17 protein-coding genes are annotated in these 16,651 nt (G+C 67.8%); 11 read left to right on the forward strand and 6 right to left on the reverse strand.

The genetic code is table 11. From position 1 onward, the window contains the following. Window positions 1-211 precede the first annotated feature (211 nt). From ACQP0P_RS40400 to sppA, 3 genes are all read left to right on the forward strand, one after another. The gene (locus ACQP0P_RS40400) at window positions 212-1,807 is read left to right on the forward strand and encodes a glycosyl hydrolase family 18 protein (RefSeq protein ID WP_433366255.1); all 1,596 of its coding nucleotides are present in this window, start codon (window positions 212-214) and stop codon (window positions 1,805-1,807) included. Window positions 1,808-1,955: 148 nt separating this feature from the next. Further along, a complete protein-coding gene (locus ACQP0P_RS40405; protein ID WP_433366258.1) occupies window positions 1,956-3,947 on the forward strand; it encodes a S8 family peptidase in 1,992 nt (663 codons plus the stop codon). Between the two features lie 228 nt (window positions 3,948-4,175). Beyond that, window positions 4,176-5,876 (forward strand): signal peptide peptidase SppA, encoded by a 1,701-nt coding sequence (gene sppA, locus ACQP0P_RS40410; protein ID WP_433366261.1) that lies wholly within the window; start codon window positions 4,176-4,178, stop codon window positions 5,874-5,876. Window positions 5,877-5,970: 94 nt separating this feature from the next. On the opposite strand, the gene ACQP0P_RS40415 is transcribed toward sppA, so the two are convergent. Further along, window positions 5,971-6,441 (reverse strand): flavin reductase family protein, encoded by a 471-nt coding sequence (locus tag ACQP0P_RS40415; protein ID WP_433366264.1) that lies wholly within the window; start codon window positions 6,439-6,441, stop codon window positions 5,971-5,973. Window positions 6,442-6,672: 231 nt separating this feature from the next. On the opposite strand from ACQP0P_RS40415, the gene ACQP0P_RS40420 reads away from it, so the two are divergent. Both ACQP0P_RS40420 and ACQP0P_RS40425 read left to right on the forward strand, forming a co-directional pair. Next, on the forward strand, window positions 6,673-8,661 hold the full coding sequence (locus tag ACQP0P_RS40420) for a polymorphic toxin-type HINT domain-containing protein (protein WP_433366267.1): 1,989 nt from the start codon (window positions 6,673-6,675) through the stop codon (window positions 8,659-8,661). A gap of 50 nt (window positions 8,662-8,711) precedes the next feature. Continuing rightward, complete coding sequence (locus ACQP0P_RS40425; RefSeq protein WP_433382345.1) at window positions 8,712-9,146, forward strand: hypothetical protein; 435 nt, start codon at window positions 8,712-8,714, stop codon at window positions 9,144-9,146. A 91-nt stretch (window positions 9,147-9,237) separates the two neighbouring features. On the opposite strand, the gene ACQP0P_RS40430 is transcribed toward ACQP0P_RS40425, so the two are convergent. Both ACQP0P_RS40430 and ACQP0P_RS40435 read right to left on the reverse strand, forming a co-directional pair. Continuing rightward, on the reverse strand, window positions 9,238-9,366 hold the full coding sequence (locus ACQP0P_RS40430; protein ID WP_433366270.1) for a DUF397 domain-containing protein: 129 nt from the start codon (window positions 9,364-9,366) through the stop codon (window positions 9,238-9,240). Window positions 9,367-9,475: 109 nt separating this feature from the next. After that, the gene (locus tag ACQP0P_RS40435; protein WP_433366273.1) at window positions 9,476-9,724 is read right to left on the reverse strand and encodes a hypothetical protein; all 249 of its coding nucleotides are present in this window, start codon (window positions 9,722-9,724) and stop codon (window positions 9,476-9,478) included. Between ACQP0P_RS40435 and ACQP0P_RS40440 the strand changes: the two genes are divergently transcribed. Continuing rightward, window positions 9,719-9,886, forward strand: coding sequence for a hypothetical protein (locus ACQP0P_RS40440; RefSeq protein WP_433366276.1), 168 nt, complete (start codon window positions 9,719-9,721; stop codon window positions 9,884-9,886). The two genes, ACQP0P_RS40435 and ACQP0P_RS40440, sit on opposite strands and share 6 nt — an antisense overlap. 59 nt (window positions 9,887-9,945) lie before the next feature. On the opposite strand, the gene ACQP0P_RS40445 is transcribed toward ACQP0P_RS40440, so the two are convergent. Continuing rightward, window positions 9,946-11,295, reverse strand: coding sequence for a helix-turn-helix domain-containing protein (locus ACQP0P_RS40445; protein ID WP_433366279.1), 1,350 nt, complete (start codon window positions 11,293-11,295; stop codon window positions 9,946-9,948). Window positions 11,296-11,471: 176 nt separating this feature from the next. Between ACQP0P_RS40445 and ACQP0P_RS40450 the strand changes: the two genes are divergently transcribed. Next, window positions 11,472-11,912: a hypothetical protein gene (locus ACQP0P_RS40450; RefSeq protein WP_433366282.1), complete on the forward strand. Its 441-nt coding sequence runs from the start codon at window positions 11,472-11,474 to the stop codon at window positions 11,910-11,912. After that, entirely contained in the window at window positions 11,869-12,447 is a 579-nt protein-coding gene (locus tag ACQP0P_RS40455) for an ATP-binding protein (protein ID WP_433366284.1), read from the forward strand. Before ACQP0P_RS40450 ends, ACQP0P_RS40455 begins: the two co-directional genes overlap by 44 nt. 219 nt (window positions 12,448-12,666) lie before the next feature. Here the strand turns inward: ACQP0P_RS40455 and ACQP0P_RS40460 are convergent, their stop codons facing one another. Then, window positions 12,667-13,074, reverse strand: a complete 408-nt coding sequence (locus ACQP0P_RS40460) for a RidA family protein (RefSeq protein WP_433366287.1) — start codon at window positions 13,072-13,074, stop codon at window positions 12,667-12,669. Window positions 13,075-13,152: 78 nt separating this feature from the next. Here ACQP0P_RS40460 and ACQP0P_RS40465 point away from each other — a divergent pair, with 78 nt between their 5' ends. Then, on the forward strand, window positions 13,153-13,776 hold the full coding sequence (locus ACQP0P_RS40465; RefSeq protein ID WP_433366290.1) for a TetR/AcrR family transcriptional regulator: 624 nt from the start codon (window positions 13,153-13,155) through the stop codon (window positions 13,774-13,776). 207 nt (window positions 13,777-13,983) lie between these two features. On the opposite strand, the gene ACQP0P_RS40470 is transcribed toward ACQP0P_RS40465, so the two are convergent. Next, on the reverse strand, window positions 13,984-14,496 hold the full coding sequence (locus tag ACQP0P_RS40470) for a DUF6461 domain-containing protein (protein ID WP_433366292.1): 513 nt from the start codon (window positions 14,494-14,496) through the stop codon (window positions 13,984-13,986). Window positions 14,497-14,665: 169 nt separating this feature from the next. Here ACQP0P_RS40470 and ACQP0P_RS40475 point away from each other — a divergent pair, with 169 nt between their 5' ends. Both ACQP0P_RS40475 and ACQP0P_RS40480 read left to right on the forward strand, forming a co-directional pair. Further along, window positions 14,666-16,453, forward strand: coding sequence for a hypothetical protein (locus tag ACQP0P_RS40475; protein ID WP_433366295.1), 1,788 nt, complete (start codon window positions 14,666-14,668; stop codon window positions 16,451-16,453). Continuing rightward, window positions 16,450-16,629: a hypothetical protein gene (locus tag ACQP0P_RS40480; RefSeq protein ID WP_433366297.1), complete on the forward strand. Its 180-nt coding sequence runs from the start codon at window positions 16,450-16,452 to the stop codon at window positions 16,627-16,629. Before ACQP0P_RS40475 ends, ACQP0P_RS40480 begins: the two co-directional genes overlap by 4 nt. Window positions 16,630-16,651 lie beyond the last annotated feature (22 nt).

Raw genomic sequence — 16,651 nt, forward strand, 5'->3', positions numbered from 1 at the left:
ACCGCGAAAGGGCCGGTCACGCAGTCGCGTGACCGGCCCTTTCCGCGTTCTCGCCCCCCTGCCTCCAACCGCTTCCCCCAAAACCTTAAATCGGCCTTATATCCGTGACCGAGGCATTGACCATCGGCAAAGGAGAACCTACGCTCAAGAAACTAATAGGAAACTTTCCTATGAGTACGGGGGCTTGGCACTCTCTGACCTGGAGCGACCCTTGCGACGCATTACCATCGGCTCCTTAATCGCAGCGGCGGCGCTGCTGGTTCCCCTGGGGATCAGCAGCGCGACGGCCGCCACACCCGCCACCGCGACCTACTCGACCGCCTCCGACTGGGGCTCCGGCTTCGAGGGCAAGGTCGTCGTCAAGGCCGGCACGAGCGCGCTGACGAGCTGGCGGGTCGAATTCGACCTCCCCGCCGGCAAGTCGATCAGCTCGGCCTGGGACGCGGACATGACGAAGAGCGGGAACCACTACACCTTCGTCAACAAGTCATGGAACGGCGCACTGGCGGCGGGCGCCTCGGTGAGCTTCGGCTTCAACGGCGCGCCCGGCGGAGTGTCCGGCGTGCTCAACTGCACGCTGAACGGCGCCGCCTGCAACGGCACCGGCGGCCCCGACCCGACACCCACCCCGACCCCGACGGTGACTCCGACCGTCGACCCCACGCCCACGCCGACCCCGACCATCGACCCCTCCGCCAAGAAGCTCATCGGCTACTTCACCCAGTGGGGCGTCTATGGCCGCAACTACCACGTGAAGAACCTGGTCACCAGCGGTTCCGCGAGCAAGCTGACGCACATCCTGTACGCCTTCGGCAACACCACCGGCGGCAGGTGCACCATCGGTGACTCCTACGCCGACTACGAGAAGGCATACACCGCGGACCAGAGCGTCGACGGCGTGGCCGACACCTGGGACCAGCCGCTGCGCGGCAACTTCAACCAGCTCCGCAAGCTGAAGAAGGCCTACCCGCACATCAAGGTGCTCTTCTCCATCGGCGGCTGGACCTGGTCCGGTGGCTTCGGCCAGGCCGCGGCCAACCCGACCGCGTTCGCCAACTCCTGCTACAGCATGCTCGAGGACCCGCGCTGGGCGGACGTGTTCGACGGCATCGACATCGACTGGGAGTACCCGAACGCCTGCGGTCTCACCTGTGACACCAGCGGTCCGAACTCGTTCAAGAACGTGATCTCCGCGCTCCGGACCAAGTTCGGCCCCAACTACCTGGTCACCGCGGCGATCACCGCCGACGGCTCCAACGGCGGCAAGATGGACGTCGCCGACTACGCCGGCGCGGCCTCGAACCTCGACTGGATCATGCCGATGACCTACGACTTCTTCGGCGCCTGGGACGCCCAGGGCCCGACGGCTCCGCACTCGCCCCTCACCGCCCTCCCCGCCCCCACGAAGCCCGGCTTCTACTCCGACGCCGCCGTCCAGAAGCTGAAGAGCAAGGGCGTCCCGGCCAACAAGATCATGCTCGGCATCGGCTTCTACGGCCGCGGCTGGACCGGCGTGACCCAGGCGGCCCCCGGCGGCACCGCCACCGGCCCCGCCCCCGGCACCTACGAGCAGGGCAACGAGGACTACAAGGTCCTCAAGACCAAGTGCCCGGCCACCGGCACCGTCGCCGGCACCGCCTACGGCTTCTGCAACGGCCAGTGGTGGGGCTACGACACCCCCGCCACCATCACCGGCAAGATGACCTACGCCAAGAACCAGGGCCTGGGCGGTGCGTTCTTCTGGGAGACCAGCGGCGACACCGCGAACGGTGAGCTCATCACCGCCATGTCCAACGGTCTCAAGTAATATCCCAATCACTCGACCCTCCGTGTGCGTCACGCCGCGGGGGGTCGAGCAGTTTCTGCGAAGATCCTCAAAATCCGGGGCAAAGTATTCACTCGGCGCATATAGCTGCTTAGACTCCGAAACGCCCTTTGATCCCCCCGGAGGACGTGTGCGAATTCGAGCCCTGGTGGCCATGGCGTTGGTTCTCACCCTCGCACCTGCGGTGCCGGCCCTCGCCGAGAGCCCTCCGGCTCCCCCGAGCGCCTCCGCGAGTCCGTCCCCCGGCCCGGATGAGACCGCGCCCGTCGACGTACCGGCCCCGCCCGCCGACGGCGAACCGGTGCCGAAGCTGGAGGCGGGGCTCGCCGCGGAGAGCGACGGGACCCGGGTGATCGTCGAACTGGCGGCCCCCGAGGAGGCGGCGCCGGTGGCCGGGGAGGCGGCGCGACTCCCCGACGCCCAGGTCGTCCTCGAACCCTCCGGCACCTCGTTCATCGTGGTCGAGGGCAGCGGCGAGTCGCTCGCCAAGCTGGCCGAGGACCCGCGAGTCCGGTCCATCCGCCGCGACCGCACCTACTCCCCCGCCGCACTGGGTTCGCTGGGCTCACTGGCCGCCAGCCTGCAGGTGATCGGCGCGGACAAGGCGCACGCCGCCGGGACCAAGGGGGCGGGCCAGACGATCGCGATCATCGACACCGGGATCGACGCCGACCACCCCGACTTCGGGGGCAAGGTCGTGGAACAGGCCTGCTTCTCCGCGACGGACGAGGGCGCGCAGTCCCTGTGCCCGAACGGGCAGACGAGCGACCCCGGATCCGCCGACGCGGAGACCCCCGCCTGCGTCCACGAGCAGGTCAACCTCTGTGACCACGGCACCCACGTGGCGGGCATCGCGCACGCCGTCGCCCCCGACGCGGACATCGTGGCGATCCAGGTCTTCAGCAGGTTCAACGACTGCGACGAGGCGGGCGGAGCCTGCCTGAGCGCCTTCGAGTCCACCATCCTGCTCGCCCTGGAGCACGTCGCGAAGCTCAAGGAGGGCGGCAGGAACGTCGCCGCGGTGAACCTCAGCCTCGGTGGCGGCCTCTACGAGAGCGCGTGTGACGCCGAGCCCGAGGTGGCGTCGTTGAAGAGCAGGATCGACGACCTTCGTGCCAGGGGCGTGGCCGTGGTGGCCGCCGCCGGGAACGAGGGCGTGGTCGGTGCCGGGGCTCCCGGCTGCCTCTCCGGCGCGGTGACCGTGGGCGCGACGGGCGACGACGACACCGTCCCCTACTGGTCCAACCACGGCTCCGTGCTCGACCTCTTCGCTCCCGGCCTGGAGATCGACTCCGCGGTGCCGGGCGGCGGCCACCAGGTCTACAGCGGCACCTCGATGTCCACCCCGTTCGTCACCGGTGCCCTGGCGCTGATGGCCCAGAAGGCACCGGGCACCCCGGACGCGCTGGAGGCCGCGCTGAAGAACGCGGGCCGACAGATCACCTACGACGGCGTGACCACTCCCCGCCTCGATCTGAACGCCGCGATCGCCGGGGGCACCCCCGGTGCTCCCGTCACTCCCCCCGCCCCTGACAATCCCTCCGACGACCCCGACCCGGACCCCGGCGCGGAGCCCAGCCCGGAACCGAGCTCGGGTCCCACGCCCACCCCCATCCCGGCCGATCCGGTGCCGACGCCGATCCCGCTGCCGACGGTGACGGTCACCGTGACGGTGACCGTCCCCCCGACGGCTCCCCCGGCGGCGGCCCCCGCGGTGTGCACGCGCGGCAAGTCCGCGAAGACGCTGACCGCCACGCAGTGGGCGACGGAGATCAGCCGGGGCTCCGGGACGATCCCGGACGCGACGCTCGGCTGCTACCTCGGCCTGGTGGGCAAGGCCAGCAAGGTCTTCTCCGAGGTCACCCGCGCCGCCACCCTGGGCACCGCGTACAAGGTGCTCAAACCCGCGAAGAAGACGTCGAAGGCCAAGCTGGAGAGCGAGCTGCTGGCCGCCTGGCTGAACTGGGCGAACGGCGGGGTGAACTTCACCGCGAAGATCAATGAGGCGGCGACGCTGAAGACGGTCCTCACCTCGGTGGAGAAGCAGCGCCTGAAGGGCACCACTCCCGCCGCGTCCACCTCGCTGCTCAAGAAGCAGGTGAACACCCGCCGGGCCGCGTGACACGGCCGTCGCACCCCGTACTCGGACACCTGCCGGGCCGCACAGGTCCGGCAGGGCCGGTGCAGGACAGCCTCGGCGCCCGGCGGGGACGGTGTGAAGCAGGTGAGTCTCGCCACACCGCACAAGCCCGGCACCGCCGGTGAAGGACCGTCACATCGCCTGCCCGGAAAGCCGGTGAACCTACGCCGATCCGCATAAGCCCGGTATGTGTCGCTTAGGGTGAAGGGCATGGACGCGACCAGGGTGATCATCGATACCGTCGACCGGTTCAAGCAGCGGCGTACCGCTCCACTGGTCCTTGAACTCGACCTCACCGAGGGCCTGACCGACGGCGCCCCGGCGGATCCGCTGGGCGCCATCCTCGCGATGCGTAAGACGAGCCTGGCCGACGTGCTGGCCGGGCTCAAGCGGGCCAGGAAGGACGACCGGGTCAAGGCCCTGATCGTCAAGATCGGTGTCCAGTCGCCGGGGCTCGCGGCCGTCCAGGAGCTCCGCCAGGCCGTCGCCCTCTTCCGGGCCTCGGGCAAGCTGACCGTCGCGTTCGCCGAGAGCTTCGGCGAGTTCGGCGGGGGCACCGTCCCCTACTACCTGGCCAGCGCCTTCGAGCGGGTCTACCTCCAGCCGTCCGGCGACGTCGGGCTCACCGGCGTCGCGATGGAGCAGCGCTTCCTGCGGGGCGCGCTCGGCAAGCTCGGCGTCGAGTACCAGCTCGGCCAGCGGCACGAGTACAAGACGGCCGCCAACACCTTCACCCAGGACCGCATGACCGACGCCCACCGCGAGTCGATGGGCCGCATCACCGAGTCGATCACCGAGCAGGTCGTGGCGGGCGTCGCCGAGGGGCGCGGGCTGGAGCCCGCCAGGGTACGCGAGCTGATCGACCAGGGCCCGTTCATCGGCGCCGAGGCCGTCGAGGCCGGGCTCGTCGACCGGATGGCCTACCGCGACGAGGTCTACGACGAGGTCAAGCGCGATGTCGGCGAGAACGCGTTGCTGCTGTACGTCGGCCGCTACGCCAAGGCGCTGACCGCGAAGAAGCTGCCGCACCCGGGCGAGCAGGCCGTCGCGCTGGTCCGCGGCAACGGCGCGATCCGGCTCGGCCGCAGCGGCCGCAGCCCGATGGGCGGCGGCGGCGCGATGGGCTCCGACACCGTCTGCGCCGCACTGCGCGCCGCCCGCCGCGACGACAACGTCAAGGCGGTCGTCTTCCGGGTCGACAGCCCCGGCGGCTCGTACGTGGCCTCCGACGCCATCTGGCGCGAGGTGGTGCTCACCCGCAAGGCCGGCAAGCCCATCGTGATCTCGATGGGCGACCTGGCCGCCTCCGGCGGCTACATGGTCTCGATGGCCGCCGACGTGATCGTGGCCCAGCCGGGCACGCTCACCGGCTCCATCGGCGTGTTCGGCGGCAAGGCGGTCATCGGCGGCCTGCTGGAGAAGATCGGCGTCACCTCGGAGATCGTCGGCGAGGGTGCCAACTCCGGGATGTTCTCCCCCACGAACGCCTTCTCCGAGGCGCAGTGGGCGCGGATCAACACCTGGCTCGACCGGGTCTACGACGACTTCGTGAACAAGGTCGCCGAGGGGCGCGGCCTGACCCGTGAGCGCGCCCACGAGCTGGCCAAGGGCCGGGTCTGGACCGGGGCCGACGCCCTGGAGAACGGGCTCGTCGACGAGCTCGGCGGCCTGGAGGACGCCCTGGCCGTGGCCCGCAGGAAGGCCGGCCTGCCCGCCGACGCCCCGGTGCGCGCCTACCCCAGGCTCAACCCGCTGGAGCGGCTGCGCCCCGCGGAGTCCAGCGAGGACAAGGCCGCCGCGCTGGCCCAGGTCCGGGTGGAGGCATGGGGCCCGCTCGCCCATCTCGCGGGCGAGCTGGGCCTGCCGTCGTACGGGCCGCTCATCCTGCCGGGCTCATGGACGATCCGCTGACCGCGTTTTCCGCTGAGTAAGCCGCCGCGTTCGGACGCGGCGGCTCTTGCCCGTACGGGAGTTTCCCGCGCGGAGGGACGCGCGGCTCACCGGGTCAGCGGTAGCGGCTCCGGTAGCGCGACAGCGGCAGAACGGACGCGTCGACGTAGTCGACCCCGAGGACCTTGGCGATGAAGAGCGTGTGGTCCCCGGCCGGGACGACCTTGACCGTCTCGGCCTCCAGCGCGGTGACCCCGCCGTCCACGATGAGGGCCCCGCTCAGCTCACCCCGGTGATGCGGCATGCCCGCGAGCAGCAACCTGGCACCGGGACGGCCCGCGGTGGCGAACCGGCTGGCGACCGTCTTCTGCCCGGCCGACAGCACGCTGGCGGCCCAGCGGTCGTGCCGGAGCAGCAGCTCGTTGAGGTATCCGACATTGTCCAGGCTCACCATCACCAGCGGCGGGTCCAGCGAGATCGAGGTGAACGTGCCGACCGTGACCCCCACGTCATCCCGCTCGTCCTTCACCGTGACGACCGTCACCCCGGTCACCACCTGGGCCATGGACTCGACGAACTCGTTCATGCGGCAATCATCCCGGAACCGGGCGGAGGCGGGGCATCCACCCGGCAAGGCCGTGGTCGCACGCGGCTGATCAAGGTTCCGCCAGGTAGAACAGTGACGACATTGGGCGGGATCACCCTTGACCGCTTCCGGACACAATCTCCCCATTGCACCCGGCCACTGGCGGAGTGACGCCCCCTTCGTCGTCGGGTGTCCGAAAATAGGCCTTGCCCCCCACTCGGATGCTTTTTTATGGCCACCACCGCTTCCTACCAGGCGCGATCTGGGATTTCAGAAAAAACCCTCGAAGGCGAACAGCGCGAAGTGGCCAAGAGTGATCACGCCCACTCCCTGCGTCACTGTTTTTGTCTCGCCACTCCACGACTATCCGTCATATCTCACTCACGTGTTCGATATCTCCCCTCCCCAAACCTGACCGTCGCGCCGGTGGTCAACGCCGCGGGGCCGCCCCTGTCGGTGGTGCGCTCCTACAACAGCATGGACCCCCGGCGCGACGGCGCGTTCGGGGCGGGCTGGTCGACCCGTTTCGACATGCGGATCGTGCCGGAGACGATCCGGGGCTTCGAGGCACTCCTGGTGACCTACCCCGACGGGCGTACGGTGCGTTTCGCCGACAAGGGAGACGGGATCTTCCAGCCGCCGCCGGGCACCTACGCCACCTTGGCCACGGTCACCGGGGGCGGCTGGCGGCTGATGGACAAGTCGTCCACCACCTACCTCTTCGACGCCCAGGGACGGCTGCTGAGAGCGACCGACAGCCGGGGCCGCAGCCAGGAGCTGACCTACGGCACCGACGGCAAGCTGAGCGAGGTCACCGCGACCGGCGGCAGGTCCCTGTCGTTCACCTGGACCGGCGACCACGTCACCACCGTGTCCACCTCCCCGGTCAACGGGGCGCCGTTGACCTGGACCTACTCCTACACCGGCGACCGCCTGACCGAGGTCTGCGCACCGACGACCGCCTGCACCGGCTTCGAGTACGGCGCCGGCTCGCTGTATCGCAGCTCGGTCCAGGACGCCGACCCGTTCGGTTACTGGCGGCTGGGTGAGGCCTCCGGCAACGCGGCCGATCTGGGCTGGGGCGCCGGTCCGGCCTACTACTCCGAGGCGACCCGAGGGCGTCCGGGAGCACTGGCCGGCAGCACCGACACCGCGGTCGATCTGACGAGCTCGGGCTATGTGGAGCTGCCTGCGGGCCTCATGCCACGGATACATCAGCGTGGCGGCGGAGGAATTTCATGCGAGGACTGGAATCCAGGAAACTGCGGAAGAGACGCCTGCAGCGAATCCATCGGCTTTCTGTCCTCCACATCGGTGTCCGGATGTGTGCCCAGTTCCGGCGACGATCTAGGTAACGGCACAGCTCGCCCGCGTAACTTCCCCGTTCCCGATACCGACATCGACCCCGACCCGTACCCCGACGCCCCGCCACTCCCGCCGGTGTCCTGCTCGCCCTCCGACCCCAATAGCTTCGTCCCGGGTACCAAGGTCCTGATGGCCGACGGCACCACCAAGCCGATCGAAGACGTCGAGGTAGGCGACTGGGTGGTGGCCGCCGACGCGGCGACAGGACTGACCGCCGCCAGGCGTGTCAGCCACCTGATCACCGGCGACGGCGAAAAACACCTCGTCCGCATCACCATCGCTCCGGACAAAACGACCGGCAAATCCGGAACACTGGTCGCCACGGATGGCCACCCGTTCTGGGTCCCCGACCTCCGCAAGTGGGTCAAGGCAGGCGAACTCCAGCCCGGCATGCTCCTACGAACCAGCGCCGGCACCTACGTCCAACTCACCGCCATCAAGAAGTGGACCGCCACCCAACGCGTCCACAACCTGACAGTCGATGGCCTGCACACTTACCATGTCCTCGCGGGCAACACGCCCGTCCTGGTGCACAATGCTCCTATTCCTCCGGGGAGCCTTGGTGTTGTCTATCTGCGCACCGATCAGGTTACCGGAAAAGAATATGTCGGCCAGGCTGGCAGTTGGGATCGCTACCTTAAGCGTCAGAAAGAGCACGCTAAGAAGCTTCCCAATGCGCGGTTTACGTTCGAGGTCCTCGGGCGTGCGACATATGGGACCGACCTCGATGTTCTTGAGGAGAGTTGGATCCGGGCCGGAGGCGGCCCCAGTCGAAATGCGGGGAGTGCACTCTCGAATGATCGGGTTCAAATGAACGATAACAGGTACAAAGCTGCAGGAGGAGGCGTTTGTTAACCAAAGAAGGGGACGTGCTACTCGTTCCCCTAACAGAGATACGAACTTGCGTGTGTCAGGTTGTCCGAGTGATGGGCAGCTCGTTCCTACTCGCGACATTCCCGGCATACCTCGACAGCTCTACCGTGCCCGATCTCGATGAGATCGAGTTGACCAACCCCGTGTTCCTGATCGAGACGATGGGTGAGAGCGTCGAATCTGAGAGGTGGAGGGTCATAGGAAATAGAACCCCTTCAAGTAATCTGCCGATACCGGCATTTAAGGTGCAAGTTGGTCTCGGTGGTGATTACTACATCCAGAACTTCCGTGGTGAGGTGGGCCGCAAGGCGACCTTTGAAGAAGTACAAAGACTACGACCACACAAATCCTTCTCTCCGAGCCTCGTGGAGGCGGCCTTGCGCGCGGAGCGGAAGTTCGACGTGTGGCTTAGCGCATACGATGAAATGCGGGCCGATAAGGGACAGGTCATCGATAACATCTTCTGAGTTCTAATCCGAAAATCGGAGTATCACCGGGCAGGCGGTAGCGAACCCCGGCGTGCGATGGCGCATCGGGGTTGGTGATCAGCTCGGCCGGTCAGGCGGAGGGTTCTAGGATGACGATGAATGACTGCCAATCACTACTCGCGAAACGCAGCATGGGCCCGTTCGGATCCTTGCTGTCTCGTACGGTGCGGCCTCCGTCCGGAAGGGCTGCCACCTCCACTCAGTTGTCCTGCTGAGCACTCCTGCTGCTCTTGCGTCAGGCGAGCACAGGGCTGGTCCGGTCCGCAATCCTCTCCTTGCACTGCGGTTGACCAACCAAATCGAACGTCTCAAAGGATGTGCATGCGTGTGCCGAGGCGGCGGATGCGTTCGCGGTAGCTGTAGCGCTCCAGGTCAAGGAGGGTCCGTACGGCCTGCTGGGCCATCGGGTGGTTACGGATCAGCATGGGGGCGATCTTCTCGGCGCGTTCCAGTGCGGCCAGGGCGTCGTCGCGCTTGCCGCACCACAGCAGTCCTCGGGCGTGATCGAGATGGTGATAGCCGGCACGGCTTGCCTGTAGATCCTTGGGAAGGTGCATCGCCTGCGCTCGCCGTACGGCCTGTGGTCCGTCACCGAGTTCGACGGCGATGGCGACGCCGTGGATGTCGATGTTGGGCTGGTTGGTGGACAGCTCGTAGTAGTTGGTGCGCTGACGAGCCCCGAGCCGAGTGACCGCCTCTCCCGCGAGGCGGTGTCGTGACCACGCCTCCTGGCGTCGTTCCTGCGTTCCCCAGTAATGGCCACTCGACTTTCGACTGGTCAGATCGCGTCTACCGTCGATTGGTAAAGGTCCTCGAATCTTCGAACCGCGGCGGTGTCCGCGAAGGGCCGGAGGCGGGACCGGATGGTCTCTATGCGGTCGGTGACGCGGGCTGAGTTGACCTTGACCGCCAAGTTCAACGACTTCGAGGCGGCCTCGGTGGCCCGTTCGATCTCGCGGGCCTGGGCGTAGGCGTCGGCGAGCCAGCTCAGGTAGAGGGAGACCTCCCGAGCGTGCGTTGCGTCGTAGGTGTCGATGCCCTGGGTGAGCAGCGGTTCGGCCCTGAGCGGGCGGCCGAGTTCGGTGAAGCAGCGGCCGGCCATCACGTCGACCTCGCCTCGGTCCAGCCAGTAGACCCACTTCGGGTCCTCATCACCGTTCCCACGCTGCTCGAACACCCGGTCGACCGCGCCGAGTGCCCGTTCGGTGATCGCTGAATCTCCGGCCTTGGCGTGTGCCCAGGCCACCCGTTCCAGTAGCAGGGCGCAGGTGAGCGGGGTGCTTGATCGCTCAGCGCCCTTGACCGCCGTACGGGCCATCATGGCCGCTTCCCTGGGGTCTCCCACATTGGCCATCTGGTAGCTCAACGAGGACAGCAGATTGGCCGCCGTCGGCTCATCTCCAGCGACATGTGCGGCTTGAATGCCTTTGACGTAATAGGTACGAGCGCGACCGTACAGCCCCGCATCGGAGGCTACCCATCCCGCGAGCTGGCAGAGCTCTCCCACAGCCTTCAGAAGTCGGCGGCCCACGTCCTCGCGGTACGCGGCCTCCTTGGCGACTGTGGCGGTCGCCTCCACCTCTTGAGAGACAAGCGTGTGCAGGTCTGTACCGCCCACGTAGTCATCGAGGTGCCGCAAATGGTCGACCCGAGTCTCGATCTTGTCGACCAACGAGTGACCGACACGACGTCCCGCCCGGATCTCATGGAGCTGTGGCGGCTCCACGATCAGCCACTCGTGGGCGACGCGGAGCGCGGACTCCTCCGACATGCCTTCGCTCTCGATGACCAGCCCGGCGGCCATCGCCTCGTTGCTCTCGCGCGTCCAGCCATCGCTGAACAGTGTCAGACGATCACCGTTCACGCCGGGCGGGGTGACGCCCAGTCGCTTGGCGCGGGACAGCACGACCGCCTGGTCCAGCAGAGCCAGCGGGAGATCCAGCACGATGCTCAACCACGGCAGCCAGGCCAGGGGCAACCGCCTGCCGCGCTCCCAGCGGGAGATCTCGTTGCGAGTGATCGTGGACTGCCCTGACGCTCGGGCGAGCCGGTCGGCGAGGCTCGCCTGAGTGAGGCCCTTGGCCTGCCTGGACTGCTTGATCAGTTCCTCGATCGTCAGACCCTCCACGCCCCGGCTCCTTTCGCTCACCACCTGTAGGCCAGGAAGCGGCCCCCTCGCGACTGACCTGGCCTTCAAAGCGGCCCCTCGACGCGGGCCCCTACGAGGCTCCTTTCATCGTCACTCAGCTGCGCTTCTCTTGGAAGGGAATTACACAGAGTTACTTGATCTCACCGGGAGAAGATATGTCGGGCGATCCCTCACCAGTGATCACCATGGATCCCTGCCAGACCACCGAGCTTCTGCAGTGCACATCGCGAGACGACGGATACGACCGGGTTCCGCGTGCGCTGGCGCTGCGGTTCACCGGCTGGCACCTCTGGTACGGCAAGGCCACCGGACACTGGTGGGCGCTCTCCCCCGCCTGGTGCCGAGAGCACGTCGGCCTGATCGAGGCCGACACTCCCACCGAACTGGCCGCCCAGATGCAGCACATCGAGAACTTCTGTCCCCATCTCGCCCCCGGCCAGCCCAACCGCCCCCTCTCCAGGGCAGAAGCCCCGCGCCCCGAAAGCAGCACGGACGTCAAGGGCGCCAGAAACCCCGAGCAGAACAGGATCGCGCGCAGGGGAGGGGACCGAGATGGCAGCACGACTCCTGGCCGTACTCGTCGGCGTACTCGCTGACCGCTTCCGCACAACGACCGACGGCGTCGTACGGTCACCGCATCTGGGACGGATCCCCGGCTGGTCGGCACCCCTGGGCCACACACCTGTCATCTCGCAACGGTTCGCGGCCGCTCCCGACCAGGTCAGGCCCGCACGCGTCTTCGTCGCCGAACTCCTCGGCGACGACCACCCGCTCCACGACGACGCCGTACTCCTGACCAGCGAACTCGCCACCAACGCCGTCGAGCACTCCGGTAGACCGCTCGATACCCGATCGCTCGACACCGAGGCCGCCGACATCCGGTCACACGACAACGGACCGGTCGAGCGGCCACGGGAGTTCGTCGTCACGGTCGCCTTCCTCTCCCACGGCGTACTGATCACCGTCCAGGACCTCGGCGCCTCAGAGATTCCCTGTACGAGAAAGCCCGGCCCAGAGGCCACCGGCGGCCGGGGACTCCTCCTCGTCAACGACCTCGCCACCCGCTGGGGATTTCACCGCGACCCCACCGGGACCGTCATCTGGTTCGAGCTCTGCTCGACCAGCGGGTAACCCCTGATCACGGCGCCTCGCCCCGGCCATGGCTTCCTCATCGCCAGAACTCGCGACGACGTCCGCGCGGATGTCGCTCCGGACGCACCCTCCAGCACGAGGACACGGTGTCCTGACCGCAGCCCCCACCCGGCGACATCTGCGCGGTGACCGCCGACCCGGACCGAGACCTCGAACGGCGGCTGCCGCGCCGGTCCGGGCCGCCTCATCGTCTTGCGTTCAATCGATGACCGCGGTGGCCTCGACCTCGACCAGGAGGTCGGGCTCGGCCAGTGCGGCGACGCCCACCCCGGTGAGCGGCGAGAGCGGAGTGACGCCCAGCTTCGCGGAGGCCCGGGCGATTCCCTCCATGATCAGGGGCATCTTGTCGGGGGTCCAGTCGACAAGGTAGGCGGTCAGTTTCGCCACGTCGTCATAGGAGCCACCGACCTCGGCCAGGGCGGTGCCGATGTTGAGGCAGCACTGCTCGACCTGGGCGGCGAGGTCGCCTTCACCGACTCTGTTCCCATCGGCATCGCGGGCGACCTGGCCGGCGATGAAGACCAGCTTCGATCCGGTGGCGACCGACACCTGCCGGTAGAAGTCGACCTTCGGCAGTCCTTCGGGGTTCACCAGGGTGATGGCCATGCTGACTCCTTGTCGTAAGAGCCTCGGGGGCTCGGGGTCCCGAAACTATAGCAGTGCAATGCTATGTATTCTGATGTCATGGCGAGGACGAAGGATCCAGCGGTCCGCACCCTGCTCATCGAGCGGGCCGCACACATGCTCCGCACCCGCGAGCCCATCACCCTGCGCTCGCTGGTGGCCGAGACCGGCGTGTCGACGATGGCCGTCTACACCTACTTCGGTGGCATGGACGGCGTGTGGAAGGCCCTACGACAGGAGGGCTTCACCCGCCTGGCGGCCAGGTTCGCGACGGTGGCCACGTCCGAGGACCCGGTTCAGGACCTGACCGTCCTGGTCACCGCCTACCTCGGCAACGCCCTGGACCACCCCGACCTGTACCGGGTCATGTTCGACGCGAACTTCGACCTTGAAGACCTCAAGGCCGCGGACGCGACCCTGGAGTATCTGGTCCAGGCCGTCAAACGAAGCAGGGACGCCGACCGCTTCCGCGCCGACACCGACCCGCTGGAACTGGCGACCCAGAGCTGGACCATCGCCCACGGGCTGGTCTCCCTGGTCGCCAACGGCCCCCTGCCCCACCAGACGCTTGGCTACGGCGTCCCCCTGCTGACCGCGCTGTTCATCAGCGTGGGAGACAACCCCGACAGGTGCCGCCTATCGGTCGAGAACGGCTGGAAGCAGCTGCATCTACCCGACGAATAGCCACGCCGCCGACTCGGACCGACCGGCGCGGCGCCGAACCGCTGAGCGAGGAGAAACAGTGAGCCTTTTCATCCTGGTCAGGGAGTGCCCCAATGTGTCTTGAGGCGCTGACCTGACAGCAACTCGCAAGCGCTCCGTAGGCGGTTCCGGGCCTGAACGGACTTCGGGACCACCTGACGAACTGTGGAAACGTATGCCGAGGAAAGCTCAGTAATCGAGGACACCGTGGGCGGCCACGATGTCGCTGGAGGCGTTCGGCCGCACCCCGGTGATGCGTTCGGCCAGTCGCAGCGCGGCGGCGAGCCCGCCCTCCGACTTGTCGCCGACCAGACCGAGCTCGATCCGGTCGGCCAGGTAGTCTTTCGCGCTACCGTCCTCGTCGCCGGGGTACAGCGGGTCGAAGGACAGGATGCTGCGGCCGTCGGCGTAGTGGTCGAAGTCCGCGACCAGGTTCACGTTGACGAAGACGCTTGCCGTGACCGTCCCGGCCGACAGGGGCCGCAACACCTCGTCCAGCGTGCCGGCGAAGCCGTTCGACTCGCTCAGAATGGTTCCGCCCTCGGCCTGGTGGGCACAGATGAGGCCCTCTTCGATCTCGCCTTCCTCGTCATCGCCGTCGAACACCTCGATGCCGAGGCGCGCCAGCGCCTCGTGTGGGGTGAGGCCGCGGACGAACGTCGCGCAGAACGCGGTGTCATCGAGCCAGTCGTAGCCACTCACGAAAATCCTGCTCTCGCTGGGGACGGATCAAGGAATCCTGGCATGCCGGTCCGACAGAAATCGTGTGCGACTTCGAGAGGCGGCACCGGCGTACCTTCGGTGTCACGCCACCGGGTGTGAACAAGACGATGTCCGCCGGTACGGCGGTGCCGCACTAAGATCACGTCCCGTGCCTTCGGATAATTTATGGCGGATTATCAGGATTGGATTAGTAGGCCTGGTTCTTGCGGCGGCGGTCGCGGGCCTGATTCTCGGCGACGCCTGGCTCTGGGTGGCCGTCGAATGGTCGCCGCCGGCCTATGCGGAGTTCTACGCGCGCGGCGGGTTCGACGCCCCGACGACTGTGGCGCTGCTCGTGGCCGCCCTGGTGAAGGCCGCGCTCCTGTGGCTGATCCTGCGTGCCCCCGCGCCGGGACCGCTGAACCGCCGGGAGAAGGCGCTGCGCCGGCTGCTGTATCTGGCGGTGGCGTACGCCCTCGTGCTGTGGTATCCGATCGTGCTGCTCCCCGACGCGGTCAACGCGGCATTCCAGCTCGCGCTGTGGGCCGCGATCGACGTCCTCTACCTGCTCGTCATCCGCTGGCGGTCCCGCATGCTGCGCGCGGCGGCCGGAGCGATGTTCGCGGTCACGCTGGCCGGGGTGGCCAACGAACTGCTCGACGAACTCGACCTCCCGGAGCTTGGATCGGGCGACATCGTCGCACTGGGCTTGATACTGGGTGGAGTGGTGGGGACCGTCATCACGGTCGTCGGGCAGCGGCGCGACGGCCGGTGGAGCCGCGGCACGCAGGTCGCCGGGTGGCTGTCGGTGGGCGTCTACGCGCTGGCGATCCCGCTCAGCATTCTCTTCGGAAGGATCTCCAGCGGCAGTCTGGCGATACTGGTCATGATGGACGCGGCCGGGCTCGTCAGCACCGTGTGGATCGCGGCGACCGCCCGTGAACTGCCCGTTGAGGACCGCCCGGCGGACCTTCCGCCCGCCCTTCCGCCCGCGCGGCGGCGCGTGATCCGCGTCGCGGTGGCGGCCGTGGCCGTACTGCCGATCGTCGCACTGATCCACCCGGAGCAGACCCCGCACCTCACCTACACCGGCTGGTCGATGGACTGCTATGACCGGCCCAGCTTCGGCGACCTGAAACCCGCGGAACGCGACGCCGCGTTCCTGTGCCGGGCGCGGAGCACAGATGGCGGGGTCTCGCCCATGTTCCCGGACAGCCTGTCGGACCAGCAGATCCTCGCGTACGGGCGGGCGCTGTGCCGGACAAAGGACCGCGACGAGCAGGAGGCGATTCTGACGCGGGCCGGGAGCGCGCGGCCCGCCTGGGGCGCGGACCCGTGGGACCTCGTCTACGTCTGCCCGGAGATCGTCGGCGCGACCCATCCCGAGTTGCTGCGGTCGACCGCGGAGATGGAGGCGGCGAACACCGCCTACATCGCCGAGGAGAACGCGAAGTGCCGCGACCCGTGGCCCCGGACGAAGGGTGTCGTCCAGGCCACGGCCAAATACTTCCTGTTCGTCGACGGCGATCCCGGCTATCTGGTCCACGACCCCGAAGACGAGGCGTCCGGCGAGGCGGAGGAGCAGGCGATGGACAAGCTCTACGACGACAACACCCTTATCGGGGTGGCCGGCAGCACGGTGCTCATCGGGCACGTCGAGGACGTCGTTGATCTGTGCCTCACCGTGAAGGCCTTCCGCACCGCACCGCCACCGCGGACGGCCGGGTGGGATCAGGTCAACGAGGTGCCGATCGTCAGCCGCAGCGGCCGGCTCACCGTGCCGGAGATGGGCGAGGGCGGAGAGGTGGGCGCGGGGGCCCCGATGCCGAACCTGGCGATCGCGGGGAAGGGCCGCTACCGGCTCCGTGTCTACGTGCGGGTCGGCGACGCAGGGGAGGAGCACCTGGTCGTCGTGTTCCCGGGTGCGTCGAGGAAGAGGCTCACGCTGAAGCCGTGAGCGGTGGCGGGGCGCACACTCTCCTCCGTCGCCCTTCTGCCGCGTTCACCCTTACTCTCCTCGGTGTCGCCGTCGTGCCGGCCGGTGACTGGGGCACGAGTGTCGGTGCCGCGCAGGATGTAGAGATCATCGCCGAGCACCTGCACGTAGCCAGAACCCTGCACAAGCAGCGATAAGAGCCGAAGCTCACGCAACTGC

It is taken from the genome of Streptosporangium sp. CA-115845 (genome assembly GCF_050943795.1).
Classification (GTDB): Bacteria; Actinomycetota; Actinomycetes; order Streptosporangiales; family Streptosporangiaceae; genus Streptosporangium.

Coding starts and splice junctions, on each gene's coding strand:
- ACQP0P_RS40455 (WP_433366284.1), top strand. CDS start 11,869: ATGGCAGCACGACTCCTGGCCGTACTCGTCGGCGTACTCGCTGACCGC.
- ACQP0P_RS40415 (WP_433366264.1), bottom strand. CDS start 6,441: ATGAACGAGTTCGTCGAGTCCATGGCCCAGGTGGTGACCGGGGTGACG.
- ACQP0P_RS40450 (WP_433366282.1), top strand. CDS start 11,472: ATGTCGGGCGATCCCTCACCAGTGATCACCATGGATCCCTGCCAGACC.
- ACQP0P_RS40420 (WP_433366267.1), top strand. CDS start 6,673: ATGGCCACCACCGCTTCCTACCAGGCGCGATCTGGGATTTCAGAAAAA.
- ACQP0P_RS40465 (WP_433366290.1), top strand. CDS start 13,153: ATGGCGAGGACGAAGGATCCAGCGGTCCGCACCCTGCTCATCGAGCGG.
- sppA (WP_433366261.1), top strand. CDS start 4,176: ATGGACGCGACCAGGGTGATCATCGATACCGTCGACCGGTTCAAGCAG.
- ACQP0P_RS40460 (WP_433366287.1), bottom strand. CDS start 13,074: ATGGCCATCACCCTGGTGAACCCCGAAGGACTGCCGAAGGTCGACTTC.
- ACQP0P_RS40435 (WP_433366273.1), bottom strand. CDS start 9,724: ATGCACCTTCCCAAGGATCTACAGGCAAGCCGTGCCGGCTATCACCAT.